At 46.7% G+C, this 13,801-nt stretch carries 7 protein-coding genes; 5 read left to right on the top strand and 2 right to left on the bottom strand.

Going from position 1 to position 13,801, the window contains the following annotated elements:
* The first annotated feature begins 11 nt into the window (after window positions 1-11).
* Complete coding sequence (locus KU392_RS04935; RefSeq protein WP_169293047.1) at window positions 12-575, top strand: hypothetical protein; 564 nt, start codon at window positions 12-14, stop codon at window positions 573-575.
* A 271-nt stretch (window positions 576-846) separates the two neighbouring features.
* On the top strand, window positions 847-2,562 hold the full coding sequence (leuA, locus tag KU392_RS04940) for a 2-isopropylmalate synthase (protein ID WP_217734743.1): 1,716 nt from the start codon (window positions 847-849) through the stop codon (window positions 2,560-2,562).
* 231 nt (window positions 2,563-2,793) lie between these two features.
* Here leuA and KU392_RS04945 read toward each other — a convergent pair whose 3' ends face one another.
* The gene (locus KU392_RS04945) at window positions 2,794-3,165 is read right to left on the bottom strand and encodes a DUF1840 domain-containing protein (RefSeq protein WP_169293046.1); all 372 of its coding nucleotides are present in this window, start codon (window positions 3,163-3,165) and stop codon (window positions 2,794-2,796) included.
* 101 nt (window positions 3,166-3,266) lie between these two features.
* Here KU392_RS04945 and KU392_RS04950 point away from each other — a divergent pair, with 101 nt between their 5' ends.
* Both KU392_RS04950 and KU392_RS04955 read left to right on the top strand, forming a co-directional pair.
* Window positions 3,267-7,217 carry a DUF6531 domain-containing protein gene (locus KU392_RS04950; protein ID WP_217734744.1) on the top strand — a complete coding sequence of 1,317 codons (3,951 nt, stop codon included), beginning with the start codon at window positions 3,267-3,269 and terminating at the stop codon, window positions 7,215-7,217.
* 682 nt (window positions 7,218-7,899) lie between these two features.
* The gene (locus KU392_RS04955; RefSeq protein ID WP_217734745.1) at window positions 7,900-9,432 is read left to right on the top strand and encodes a hypothetical protein; all 1,533 of its coding nucleotides are present in this window, start codon (window positions 7,900-7,902) and stop codon (window positions 9,430-9,432) included.
* 162 nt (window positions 9,433-9,594) lie between these two features.
* On the opposite strand, the gene KU392_RS04960 is transcribed toward KU392_RS04955, so the two are convergent.
* Complete coding sequence (locus KU392_RS04960) at window positions 9,595-9,768, bottom strand: DUF1840 family protein (protein ID WP_217734746.1); 174 nt, start codon at window positions 9,766-9,768, stop codon at window positions 9,595-9,597.
* A gap of 101 nt (window positions 9,769-9,869) precedes the next feature.
* On the opposite strand from KU392_RS04960, the gene KU392_RS04965 reads away from it, so the two are divergent.
* The gene (locus KU392_RS04965) at window positions 9,870-13,724 is read left to right on the top strand and encodes a DUF6531 domain-containing protein (RefSeq protein WP_217734747.1); all 3,855 of its coding nucleotides are present in this window, start codon (window positions 9,870-9,872) and stop codon (window positions 13,722-13,724) included.
* Window positions 13,725-13,801 lie beyond the last annotated feature (77 nt).

Below are 13,801 nucleotides of genomic sequence, written 5' to 3' on the forward strand. Positions count from 1 at the left end.
AAAAATTCTTTATGAAACAAAAAAAACCAGCGGCTTATAAAAATGATACCGCAGTACTCAGCAAAACCCTCCTGACGTTGGCTATGCCACAAATTATTTTACGTAGCACGGTCATTGCCTTTTCGGTACTTGTCTGGATTTTCCTTGCCCGCAAAATCATTGATTTTGGCAAAAAACAGGATTACGCCGGACTGGAAGCCTTCAGCGATCAACTGGTTACCTACCTGAACAGTATAAACAATTATATTTGGTGGGGCCTGGTTCTGCTAGGCAGCCTTATCCTTTATATAATCTTAAGCAGCTGGCTAAGTGGAAGCATCAGACGTGCCGGTGAACACTGTCCTCCCCCACGAAAAATCAACCCGCTTATCAATCAGCTTTCTCCGGAAGGCAAGGAAGTGCTGGCCTGGGCCTGGAGTGATCGCACAGAACCCATCAAATTCATCACTTTAAAAGAAACCCTCAGTGAATTACGCAGCGGACGTGTTTACAAACTGGCTCAAGTCAAAGAACAACAAATACTCCTGCAACACAATTTTATTCCTGAGCTTGGCCAAAACGAAAAAATCTCTTGACTTTACCCCCCTTTCATGCTCATAATAAAGTCATTATGAAAACGCAAACTTTCAATCCCTCTCAAATTACTACAAGTTGCAACGGCGGCTTGTTGGTTTGCGCACTCTCTTCTCTTCTACTACTAGCGCTCGGTTGCCGAGCCTAGAGCATTCGTGGCAGTTCGGCAGCCCTGTATTAGCCACCCGGATTTTTATTAAATTGTAATATCCCGGGCCAACAAACAGGCAAACGCCAGTTCCAGCACCGGGATTCATATCAAACAGGTGCATTATGATGCTTTCCAACCCAGCAAAAAAATACGTTCCCTTCAAACCGTTCGTCAAGGATTTTTCCGAACGTACATGGCCCAGCAAAACCATTACCGCTCCTCCAATCTGGATGAGCACCGACCTGCGTGATGGCAACCAGTCTCTTATCGAGCCCATGAGCGTTGAGCGTAAATTGCGCTTTTTCAAACAGTTGGTGGCCATTGGCTTCAAAGAAATTGAGGTTGGGTTTCCTTCCGCATCACAAACCGATTTCGACTTTGTGCGCACTCTGATTGAGAAAAACCTGATTCCCGATGACGTCACCATTATTGTCCTGACCCAGGCCCGTCAAGACCTGATCGAACGGACTGCCGAGGCAGCCGCTGGTGCAAAAACCGCCATGATTCACCTGTACAACGCCTGTGCGCCCGCTTTCCGCAAAATCGTTTTCAACATGAGCAAAGACGAAGTGAAAGAAGTGGCCATTCAGGGTACACGTTGGGTACAGGAAGCCATGGCTAAATATCCGCAAACCAAATGGCGCTATGAATACTCACCCGAAGTTTTCAGCACCACCGAACCCGAATTTGCCGTGGAAGTATGTAACGCAGTTTCAGCAGTTTGGCAACCCACCCCTGAAGACAAAATTGTCTTCAACCTGCCTGCGACCATCGAATCCACCACCCCCAACATGTACGCCGACCAGATTGAATGGTTCTGCAAAAACGTCAACAACCGCGACAGCATTATCGTTAGCGTACACCCCCACAACGACCGCGGTACTGCCGTTGCCGCCGCTGAGTTGTCGGTCATGGCCGGTGCCGACCGTGTTGAAGGCTGTTTGTTTGGCAGCGGTGAGCGTACCGGTAACGTAGACTTGGTTACCTTGGCACTTAACCTGTACACCCAGGGTATCCATCCCGGCCTGGACTTTTCCGATATTGATGAAGTCCGCCGTACCGCCGAATACTGCAACCAATTGCCTGTCCATCCACGTCACCCCTATGCCGGTGACCTGGTCTTTACCGCCTTTTCAGGCTCTCACCAGGATGCCATCAAAAAAGGCTTTGCGCAGCAAGACCCTGACGGCATTTGGGAAGTACCTTACCTGCCTATTGACCCTGCCGACCTGGGCCGCAGTTACGATGCTGTGATCCGTGTCAACAGCCAGTCTGGTAAAGGTGGTGTGTCTTACCTGCTTGAACAGGAAAAGGGCTTGAACCTGCCCCGTCGCCTGCAAATTGAATTCAGCCGCGCCATCCAGCGCGTGACCGATGAAACGGGCACCGAAGTCAATGGCAATGCCGTTTACGAGATCTTCGAGAAAGAATACCTGAAACAGACTTCACCCTGGAAATTGCTCAAGCACCAGATCAACAGCCATCCGGAAGGCGCTGATGATGAAACGTTCAGCATCGAAGTGGAACTGGAAAACAACGGCACTGTCGTCAAGGCAAGTGGCAAGGGTGATGGTGCCATTTCTGCATTTATCAATGCCTTGAATCTGCCTATCCGCTTCATGGACTACCATGAACACGCCATTGGTTCTGGTGAGAAAACACTGGCCGCCTGCTATGTTGAACTGCGTCTGGGCGACTCTGCCACCGGTTTCGGGGTTGGTGTTCACAAAGACATCGTGACTGCTTCCTTCCAGGCCGTGTTAAGTGCCGTCAACCGTCATATTCAGCAAGGTGCCAACTGCGCCAAAGAAGAAAACGTTGAGGCTGCGACTGCCTGAAATTGATAAGCCCGTCTTGCCAGGCCCGTATTAAACATACGGGCAGGCAATTGTCCTGATTGATCCCATACACTGGGGGCAAACCAGCTTTTTGAACCAAACAGGCTCAAGACCAGACAAAACGGCAAACATTAAAAAACCCAAACCAACCGGATACCCCCGGTTGTTTGGGTTTTTTTAATGGGTAAATGTTAACCGTTTAGCGAGATTAATCGTTTAAGGATTAATCGTTTACCAGGCACTTCCCACTTCCCACACCACTTCCTTGCCTTGAGCCCTGGCGGCCCTTAGCATGTCCAGCAAAGGAAAAGTACGGCGACGCAAGGTCACCTTTTCCAGCACCGGGTGCGGCTTTTCTTCCGGATACTCGTCATCTTCTTCTTCCCTGTCTTTATCGGCATAAACCAGGTCAGGATTGGAATCGGGGTCTTCGGCCACGGCACGCAAAATGTTCTGAATGGCCTCATCCAGTTGCTCTACCGTAAACACGCCACTTTCAGGCAAGGTCTCATAATCACGCCCTGCAGCCTTCAGGACAGACAGGGCATGCTTGTCCAGCATCACAACATCAGCACTTGCATTTGAGCGGAAAGTAATCAGCATCGTCGGTTTCCCACAATAGATAAAGTAATACGTCCAGTTTACTACAAGAAGCATTTCAAGCCGATGATTTCATTTTTTATTCAAGACGTGCACTTATATTCATGAAAAGAATCACAACCCTGCTCCTGCTGGCAATAGTCATAATGCCTGCAGCCTGGTCACAAACCAGCGAAATAAACAATGGAAATCCTGTTTGCAAGCCTGCCTTTACTGGACATCCATGCAAGGATCGAAGCAAGGAGCCATCACTTAATTTAGGTGTTGGCAACCCCATACATTTAATTAGTGGCAATAAATACCAAGAAGAAACCGATCTGCCCTTTCTGCCATCAGGACTGGAATTAACACGATATTACAATTCGCTCTCCAAAGGTAATAGCCTGCTGGGTGAAGGCTGGTCGCATTCTTATGATACCCGCCTGTATTTTGCAGGTAACAAACTGCAAATTATCCATGCCGATGGCGCCCGCACCCTATTTCAGGCACGCCAGGGTGACACCGCCCATGCAGTACAGGCCAGTCAGGGCAAATTGCTGGCCAAAGACAATGTCTGGCACTGGGAACTGGGCTCCGGTTTCAGCAAGATTTTTAATCAGCATGGGCGTCTGATACAGGTTAATCTACCAGGGCTGGAACCCATCCGCATCAGTCGCGATGAAAGGCCTGGCCCCACCAGGCATGCCATTCTGAAAGTGCAGGCAGGCCAACAACACAAGCTGGTTTTTAATTATGAAATTTTCAAGGGCACGGCCCGTTTAAGCCGTATTGATACCCATATTGGCACTTTTCATTACCAGCACGAACAGCCTGAAAAACACACAGGCCTACGCCTTGTTGGCATGCAAAGACCCGACAAAATGGGCAAAGCCTATGCCTATGAAGCCCAATACCAGCATGGCAACCCGTTTTTGCTAACCGGCATCAGCATGCATGACCATACCAGTAAAAAATCGGTCAGAACCAATTCATGGGCTTATAACGAAAAAGGCCTGGCCATTCGTTCCATCACGGGTCGCCAAGACGACACCAACAACCGTATTGAGATTGAATATATCAGTCGCCCCAAAACTGAAAATGTCCCAGGTCTCACACGTGTTAAAAATACCGATGGCCAGCACACCGATTTTCATACTTCCATCAAGGGTGGAAAATATGTACTGGAAGCAATTGAAGGAGCTGGCTGTCATGGTTGCGCCATACCCGGCACCAAAGCCGAATATGACAGCAAGGGAAGAATGACCAGCCTGAATGGCACCCAGATTCATTACGATGAAAACGATAATATCAGACAACTGGACATCAGCCGCTCACCCTGGGCCGGGCTGCAACTGCACTACGATGAAAAAGACCGTCCGGTAACATGGTCCAGCAAAATTACAGGTGCCGAACATACCCGTTATAACGACAGAAACCTGCCGGTAGAACAGAAGTTTGCCAATGGAGACCAGGCTTTGTTTGAATATGATAAAGACGGGCACCTGGTAAAGGTGATGGAATCAACCAAAAACAAGGCTAGGTCTGTAACCACAAAAATAGTCTCACAACCGAAAAACAATTTTTTTGCCGTTGAATATAGTGACGAAAATAACGTCGAAAAAAAAGTGTTCTTTACGCTGCAAAAAAACACGCTAAACATCAATACCAGCCGTCGTCCAATATGGGTATCAGCAAATAGAAAAGGCATTGAGGACTGGATGCCCTCAATAAGATACGATGATGAATACATCTTTGAAAATGAGGGTAAAACCAAAATCCACCATTTACCCGAAGGGGGATACATTAGTTATTTTTATAATGAAAACAACAAACCCGAAACCATTATCTGGACCGAACAATCCGGCAAAAAACACCATTTAATCATGGATTCCAGCATTCCCGAAAAAGGCTATGTGCTGGGCAACCAGTTGGCCTTTCATGCCCTTAAGACCGATGCAGGACAAACCCAGCTTAGCTTATGGAATAAAGACAAACGGTTCTGGACCCAGACACTGGATTTCTCTGAAGACAACACCCTGCGCAGCGAAACCGTCATTGTGCCAGACGCAAAATACGAAGCAGGCCGCAATTATGCCTATGACCCATCCCAAAGAATGATCAGCACCAAAACCAGCGCCCAATATAAAGAACAGGATTTGTCTGGCCTGCACCATTATGCCTGGAACAAGGATGGATCCAGTGCCGCTTATTTTAATGGTAGCAATACAATTAAGCCCGCTATTGAACGTGATGTCAGCGGCTTGCCAATCAAAACGGGAGAACTTGAACTTGAGTATGGCCCCAATCGCAAACTGCATTACATCACTAAAAATAAAGCCTTCTTAGCCGCCTACTTTTATGGTGTGCATGGACAGCGAACCATCAAAACCACCCCTGACGCGCATACCCATTATTACTATGATGAAAACAATTTACTGGTTGGAGAGTGGACTATCCACCGGGACAAGCTCACCACGCAGGGTGTCAATGACAATATCAGCCGCCGTTATATTTATGCCGGCAAGCTGCCCGTTGCTTTTATTGATTATGAACAGGCGACTTTCCCCATAAAAATGGTACCCACCGAAGAAGTGCCCATTGATGACCCCAGGCGGCATCCTCATCAGTCAAAGCTGTATTTCATTCATACAGACCACATCGGCCAGCCTTTCATGGTGACCGACCAAGAGCAGAAAATCCACTGGCTGGCACATAACAGCCCAACCGGGGAAAGCCATATTTTACATGCCGATATTGAATTCAACCTGCGCCTGCCCGGGCAATATTACGACCAGGAAACCGGTTGGCATTACAACTTGCACCGTTATTATGACCCAGCAGCGGGGCATTATCTGGAACCCGACCCGATTGGGCCTGCAGCTAATAACGATCCGTTTGGTTATGCCGCCCAGCAGCCTCGCCGGTTTACTGACCCGCTGGGTTTACTGCTTTTTTCCTTTGATGGTACCAATAATGATAAATACACCAACACCAATGTCCGTAAATTCGAACGTTTGTATGATGGACAGCTTGGCAGCTATATTGAAGGCTCGGGAGCCCTGACTGAAGAGACTAATTTTAGCAATACAATGGATCTGCTGGCTGCCACTAAAACGCAAGAGATTGTCAATCAGCAATTCTATGCACTGCTCAACCATATTGCCCCGTACTTCTACGTGCGAGGGGATGCAACACCCATAAATGAGGAGGCAAACACACAACCTTTACCTTTTTTTAGTATAGATGTGGTTGGTTTTTCACGAGGTGCCACCTTTGCGCTCATATTTGCCAACAAGATAGCCGACAATACCGATAAACACGGCTTGTTCTCCTACCCATTCCGTGATAATCGTGTTTCATTCAAACTCATACAGGCCTGCCTGGATTTACGCTTTATCGGGCTTTTTGATAACGTCCCCCAATTGGGCAATCGTGGCAGCCGCAACCATAAAGAAAAATATAGCGTGCCCGAAAAATGGACATGGGTAGCGCATGCCGTGGCACTGCATGAATTCCGGGAATTGTTTCCTGTTACCCTGTTAACCGGGAATGGACGCAACTACATAGAGCAAGGTTTTATTGGTGCCCATTCCGACATTGGTGGCATTAGATGGGACAGTGACCTGACTGACACTCACAACCCGGCCCCCGGTCGGTACAGTGACTTGGGTGATATTGCCTTGGCCTGGATACATTGGCAAGCCACACAGGCAGGTGTTCCCTTAAAACCACTTGACACCTTCAAAAGCGATAAAATCCTCAGTCAAAATTTCCAAAGCATAGACACCCCTTTCATGCATGGGGCTCCTGATAATGGCGATATTGTTCCGAATAGAGACAGGCATATACAAACGGCTGGCCACAACGAAAGAAACTGGCGTCAAGCATCTCACCCTTACTTAGGCGAGGAAGCAAGAATCGAAATGGAACATTTCATTCGCAGAATTCCCGAAGACCCAAATGCGACCCAACAATTTGATTTTTTTGGTCTGGAACATCGCATCGTAGGAGAAATAGATGTCCCTGCCTATAAACAATGGCTTAAAAAAAATCTGGACTGGGACGCTCCCTTCTAGCCTAAACGCTCCCTTAAATATATAACGGTTCGGCCTTTTTCTTAAAAGCTGAACCAAAGACCTTGCCAGACAACAATGTTAATCCAATGAAAAAAACCAGCTCATCCTGCAATCATTTGCCAATGGCGACAAAATGCAATTTTCCTATGACGGAAATGGAAAATTAAACTATATACACAAGCTCAAGAACGGTAGCCAATGGGCTGATCCGGCTACGCTGGAACATAACGAACGGAGACAGAGCCGCTTTACAGGGTTTTAAAAGAAAACAAGCTTTTGATCGATTCAGTGAAGATGCATTTAGTTTTACAACATTCAATCGTGTATTTTCTCCAGCAATATTCCAGCAAATCTACTATCGCGACTATTATCGCATTGTCAAAGACACGCAAACCGTTGAACACATTTTGCCTGAAGGCGGCACCCTGGCCAACGAACACACCAGCCTGCCAGCCAGCCAGGCAACTGCATAGCACAAGCGGGTATTCGTACGATTCGCAAAACCGGCTCACTGACGCAGTTATCAATACACGATACTACTAACAAGACACCAACACCCGCCACCAATACGCCTGGAACCCCGATGGCTCCAACGCCTCTTACGACAAGGACGGCACCACCGCCACACCACAAATCACCCGGGATGCCAGCGGCCTGCCGGTAAAATTTCGCTACCTAAACCATGAAAAAAATTTCAGCACTTATTTTACTGGCAGCGACGCTATTACAGCACGCATGGTCTCAAACCATCTCGCAAACTTACAATTTTGTTTCCTGCAAATCCGCTGTCATAGCTAACCCATGCCCGGACACCTTGGAAAAACCCTCATTAACCCCGGGTACCGGCAATCCCGCTTACCTAATCACAGGTAGCAGGTCCCGCTTTTGTGATATCCGATCGTGGCTTACCGGAAGCAAGTTGCAAATTGTACATGCAGACGGCTTACGCAATCAGGTCGTTGAACAAACATTCGCCAACGGCAATCATGCCCTTCTGGAGTATGACGAAACAGGTTACCTGAGAACGGTAACCGAAACGTCAAAACGAAAAGAACCCCCAATCATTACAAAATTAGGGGGCACCGCAGATTTCGGATGGGTCTTGATAAAGTCTCCAAAAGAGAGCCTTACTTTTGATTCACGACAAGAAAATACGCTATATGTAGAGTCTTATCGAAACAGAAACGAACATTCTGATGTCAAAGCAATTCTGACAGATAAATATACATTTGAAAAACCCAATCGAGCACGTATTCATCATCTGCCTGAAGGCGGCTCTATTACTTATTTGCATGACAAAAACAACAAACCCGAAACCATCATCTGGACCGAGCAGTCGGGTAAGCAATCTCACCTGATTCTTGACTCTCATACATTTGGCAAAGGCTATTTGCTGGGTAACAAACTTCAATTTCATGCTTTAAAAACCGAACAGGGGCAAACACAGCTCAGTTTATGGGATGAAAAGCAGAAACGAATATGGAGCCAACTGCTTAATTTTTCAGAAAACAACACCCTAATCAATGAAACCGTAATGGTACCGCAGGTCGACTATCAATCCACGCAATCCTATGTGTATGACCCGCGCAAAAGAATGGTGAACGCCACGATACAGGCTCATCAAAAGAAACAGGACCTTTCCACTCAATATCATTATGCCTGGAATGACAATGGTTCAAATGCCGCATATTCCAATGGATCCGAAAGTATTATTTCGAACATAGAACGCGATGCCAGTGGTCTGCCGCTCAAGATTAACGACTTTGTACTTAAATATGGCGCCAACCAGCGGTTGAAATACGTTGAACTTGATAAGGAACTACTTGCTGAATATATTTATAACGGTATAGGGCAAAGAATTATAAAAAAAACCAAAGACACACATACCCATTACTACTACGAAAACAACCTGCTGGCTGGAGAATGGACAACACGTAAGGGAAAACGCGCCGAGCATGGACCAAACGGGGGTATTGACCGCCGCTACATTTATGCAGGCCAGTTACCTGTTGCTTTCATTGAGTACGAGCGTGCCTCTTTCAATATTGACGATCCATTGAATGACTCCTTCATGGATTATGACGCCGATACCTTCAACCCAATCAAAAAGCCGCAACTTCGACCCTATAAGGCAAAGCTGTATTTTATTCATTCCGACCATATCGGCCAACCATTCATGGTGACCGACAGCCACGCCTGCTTACCAACCCGCTAGGCACGGGAAACTGTAGTTCCATTTATCTGCAGGATTCCAAAACACGAAAAAATACGGGGATTTTTTGAGCCCTCTTACCGGATGAGGTTTTTCTTCCAGATACTCGTCATATCCTTCCCGATCTTTTCGGCATAAGTTTGATAAGGATTGGACTCGGGGTTTTCAGCCACGGTGTGACACAATGTTATCAATAGCTTCATCCAATTGTTCTACCGTAAACACACCATTTTCAGGCAGTGTCTCATAATCACGCCCTGCAGCCTTCAGGACAGACAGGGCATGCTTGTCCAGCATCACAACATCAGCACTTGCATTTGAGCGGAAAGTAATCAGCATCTTCGGTTTCCCACAATAGATAAAGTAATACGCCCAGTTTACTACAAGAAGCATTTCAGGCCGATGATTTCATTTTTCGTTCAAAACGAGCACTCACGGTCATGAAAAGAATCACAACCCTGCTACTGCTGGCAATAGTCATAATGCCTGCAGCCTGGTCGCAAACCAGCGAAATAAACGATGGAAATCCCGTTTGCAAGCCTGCTTTTACCGGACATCCATGCAAGGATCGAAGCAAGGAGCCCTCACTTAATTTGGGTGTGGGCAACCCTATCCATTTAATTAGTGGCAATAAATACCAAGAAGAAACCGATCTGCCCTTTCTGCCATCAGGACTGGAATTAACACGATATTACAATTCGCTCTCCAAAGGTAATAGCCTGCTGGGTGAAGGCTGGTCGCATTCTTATGATACCCGTCTGTATTTTGCAGGTAACAAACTGCAAATTATCCATGCCGATGGCACCCGCACCCTATTTCAGGCCCGTCAGGATGATACCGCCCATGCAGTACAGGCCAGTCAAGGCAAATTGCTGGCCAAAGACAATGTCTGGCACTGGGAACTGGGCTCTGGTTTCAGCAAGATTTTTAATCAGCATGGACGCCTGATACAGGTTAATCTACCTGGGCTGGAGCCCATCCGCATCAGCCGCGATGCAAAGCCAGGCCCCACCCAGCATGCCATTCTGGAAGTACAGGCAGGCCTCCAACACAAGCTGGTTTTTAATTATGAAATTTTCAAGGGTGCGGCCCGTTTAAGCCGTATTGATACCCATGTTGGGACTTTTCATTACCAGCACGAACAGCCTGAAAACCACACAGGTCTACGCCTTGTTGGCATGCAAAGACCCGACAAAATGGGCAAAGTCTATGCCTATGAAGCCCAATACCAGCATGGCAACCCGTTTTTGCTAACCGGCATTAGCATGCATGACCATACCGGTCAAAAAGCGGTCAGAACCAATTCATGGGCTTATGACGAAAAAGGCCTGGCTATTCGTTCCATAACGGGTGGCCAAGAAGATACCAACAACCATATTGAGATTGAATATATCAGTCGCCCCAAAACTGAAAATGCCCCAGGCCTCACGCGTGTTAAAAATACCGATGGCAAGCACACCGATTTTCATACTTCCATCAAGGGTGGAAAATATGTACAGGAAGCAGTCAAAGGAGCAGGCTGTTATGGTTGCGCCATACCCGGCACCCAAGCCGAGTATGACAGCAAGGGAAGAATGACCAGCCTGAATGGCACCCGGATTCATTACGATGAAAACGACAATATCAGACAACTGGACATAAACCGTTCACCCTGGACCGGGCTGCAACTGCATTACGATGCCAAAGACCGTCCGATAACATGGTTCAGCAAGATTACAGGCGCCGAACACACCCGCTATAACGACAGAAACCAGCCGGTTGAACAGAAATTTGCCAATGGAGACCGGGCTCTGTTTGAATATGATAAAGACGGGCAACTTGCAAAGGTGACGGAAACCTCAAAAGATAAAGACCTTTCAAGCACCATAAAAATTCTTACAAGCCCTGAAAAAAACTACATCATTCTTCAGCATGACTTGGAAACAATACGATATGACACACGACAGAAAAATACTTTAATCGCCAGTACGGAACGCAATCCAATACAGGCAGCCCAAATCAGCTTTGAGGACAAATATACATTTGAGAACGATGGAAAAACCCGGATTCACCACTTACCCGAAGGAGGACATATAAGCTATTTTTACAATCAGGAAAACAAACCTGAAACTATCATTTGGACCGAACAATCCGGCAAAAAACACCATTTAATCATGGATTCCAGCATTCCCGAAAAAGGCTATGTGCTGGGCAACCAGTTGGCCTTTCATGCCCTTAAGACCGATGCAGGACAAACCCAGCTTAGCTTATGGAATAAAGACAAACGGTTCTGGACCCAGACACTGGATTTCTCTGAAGACAACACCCTGCGCAGCGAAACCGTCATTGTGCCAGACGCAAAATACGAAGCAGGCCGCAATTATGCCTATGACCCATCCCAAAGAATGATCAGCACCAAAACCAGCGCCCAATATAAAGAACAGGATTTGTCTGGCCTGCACCATTATGCCTGGAACAAGGATGGCTCCAGTGCCGCTTATTATAATGGCAGCGATACCATTAAACCCGCTATTGAACGTGATGCCAGCGGTTTGCCACTCAAGATAAATGAGTTTGATCTTATTTACGATGCCAGTCGTAGACTTCGTTTCATAAGCAAAGACAAAAAACCGATTGCCACCTATCTTTATAACGCACTCGGTCAACGAATCCTCAAAAAAACGCCAAACAGCCACACCTATTATTACTATGAAAACAATAAGTTATCCGGTGAATGGACCACTTATAAAGACAAGCACTCACGGCGCGGACTGAATGGCAATATTGACCGCCGCTATATTTATGCTGGCAATCTGCCTGTGGCTTTCATTGAGTATGAAAAAGCAATGTTTCCCTATGAATACGCTTTACCACATGACGCATCAGCCCAAAAAGCACTACCTCCCCAACAACCTCATCAGTCAAAATTGTATTTCATTCATACAGACCACATCGGCCAACCTTTCATGGTGACTGACCAAGAGCAGAAAATTCACTGGCTAGCCCATAACAGCCCTACTGGACAAAGCCATATTCTGCATGCCGATATTGAATTCAACCTGCGCCTGCCCGGGCAATATTACGACCAGGAAACCGGCTGGCATTACAACATGAATCGTTACTATGACCCGGGAGCAGGGCATTACTTGGAGCCTGACCCGATTGGACCTGTGCCCAATAACGACCCTTTTGGGTATGCTGCCCAGCAACCACGTCTGTTTATTGACCCCTTGGGATTGCTGCTGTTTGCATTTGATGGCACAGAAAATAACAAATATTCAAATACCAATGTATTGAAGTTTACGAGGCTTTATATTGGAGACAAAAGCTATACCTCAGGAACAGGCAAGTTCCTTCCCACAACCCATACTGCTGGAATGCTTGATGCCGCATTAGGTTATAACATCATGAACATTATTAACCATCAAATCAATGAATTGGTTAATACCATACCTAATACTTTTAACATTAATAACACTAATAATCCCCTCTTGCCAATTGATATTATTGCTTTTTCACGTGGTTCGGCCATCGCCCTGATCTTTGCCAATATGCTGGCCGATCATACTGACGAACATGGTTTTTTCTCGATGGAATGGACCTCTCTTCTTCATGGAAAAAGAAAAGACACAATCAATGCCTGCCTTGACCTGCGCTTTATCGGTTTATTCGACAATGTACCGCAAATAGGTTACCGGGGAAATTTAAACGACCTTTACACATATACCGTTCCTGACTCATGGGACTGGATTGCCCATGCTGCTTCCCTGAACGAACACCGTAAATTATTTCCCCTTACCCCATTAGTGGGAGAAGGAAATAACTGGATAGAGCAAGGCTTCATAGGAGCCCATTCCGATGTTGGCGGTTTCACCTGGCAATCAGACCTCAAAGACCGACTCAACCCGAAAAAAGGCCAATACGGAGATCTTGGTGATATACCTCTGGCATGGATGGTATGGCAAGCAGAACAGGCGGGTGTTTCCATGGAATCCTTAAGCAACCCATCAACACAGACCCAACCATTCAGTGGTATTGACAACCCTGTACTGCATGGTACACCTGCCAGAAGCTCGCCAAATCCTGACCTGGACCGGTACATACAAGAGCCCGGGAGTAATGCTACCGACAAATATCAACGGGAACATGCCACGCTTGGCCAAGCAGCCCGTCAGGAAGTGGAAAAATTCATTACCCGCTTCCCCGTAGACACCTCAGAAGATAGCCTACTTTCACAAAAAATTATTGGAACCGTAGATGCAACGCATTATGTAACGTGGCTGGAAAACGAACTCGGCTGGGACTCCCCATTTTAAAACATTAATAAGCCACGTGAATATGATAAGGACAAAGAATATCCAACGCTGTTCTCACAAACAGCTTGCCTACCCAA

The sequence above is a fragment of the Advenella alkanexedens genome (assembly GCF_019132845.1).
In the GTDB taxonomy this organism is placed as follows: Bacteria; Pseudomonadota; Gammaproteobacteria; order Burkholderiales; family Burkholderiaceae_B; genus Advenella; species Advenella alkanexedens.

Excerpts from the sequence above, each read along its gene's own strand:
- KU392_RS04960 (WP_217734746.1), bottom strand. The coding sequence starts at position 9,768 with ATGCTGATTACTTTCCGCTCAAATGCAAGTGCTGATGTTGTGATGCTG.
- KU392_RS04935 (WP_169293047.1), top strand. The coding sequence starts at position 12 with ATGAAACAAAAAAAACCAGCGGCTTATAAAAATGATACCGCAGTACTC.
- KU392_RS04955 (WP_217734745.1), top strand. The coding sequence starts at position 7,900 with ATGAAAAAAATTTCAGCACTTATTTTACTGGCAGCGACGCTATTACAG.
- leuA (WP_217734743.1), top strand. The coding sequence starts at position 847 with ATGATGCTTTCCAACCCAGCAAAAAAATACGTTCCCTTCAAACCGTTC.
- KU392_RS04965 (WP_217734747.1), top strand. The coding sequence starts at position 9,870 with ATGAAAAGAATCACAACCCTGCTACTGCTGGCAATAGTCATAATGCCT.
- KU392_RS04950 (WP_217734744.1), top strand. The coding sequence starts at position 3,267 with ATGAAAAGAATCACAACCCTGCTCCTGCTGGCAATAGTCATAATGCCT.
- KU392_RS04945 (WP_169293046.1), bottom strand. The coding sequence starts at position 3,165 with ATGCTGATTACTTTCCGCTCAAATGCAAGTGCTGATGTTGTGATGCTG.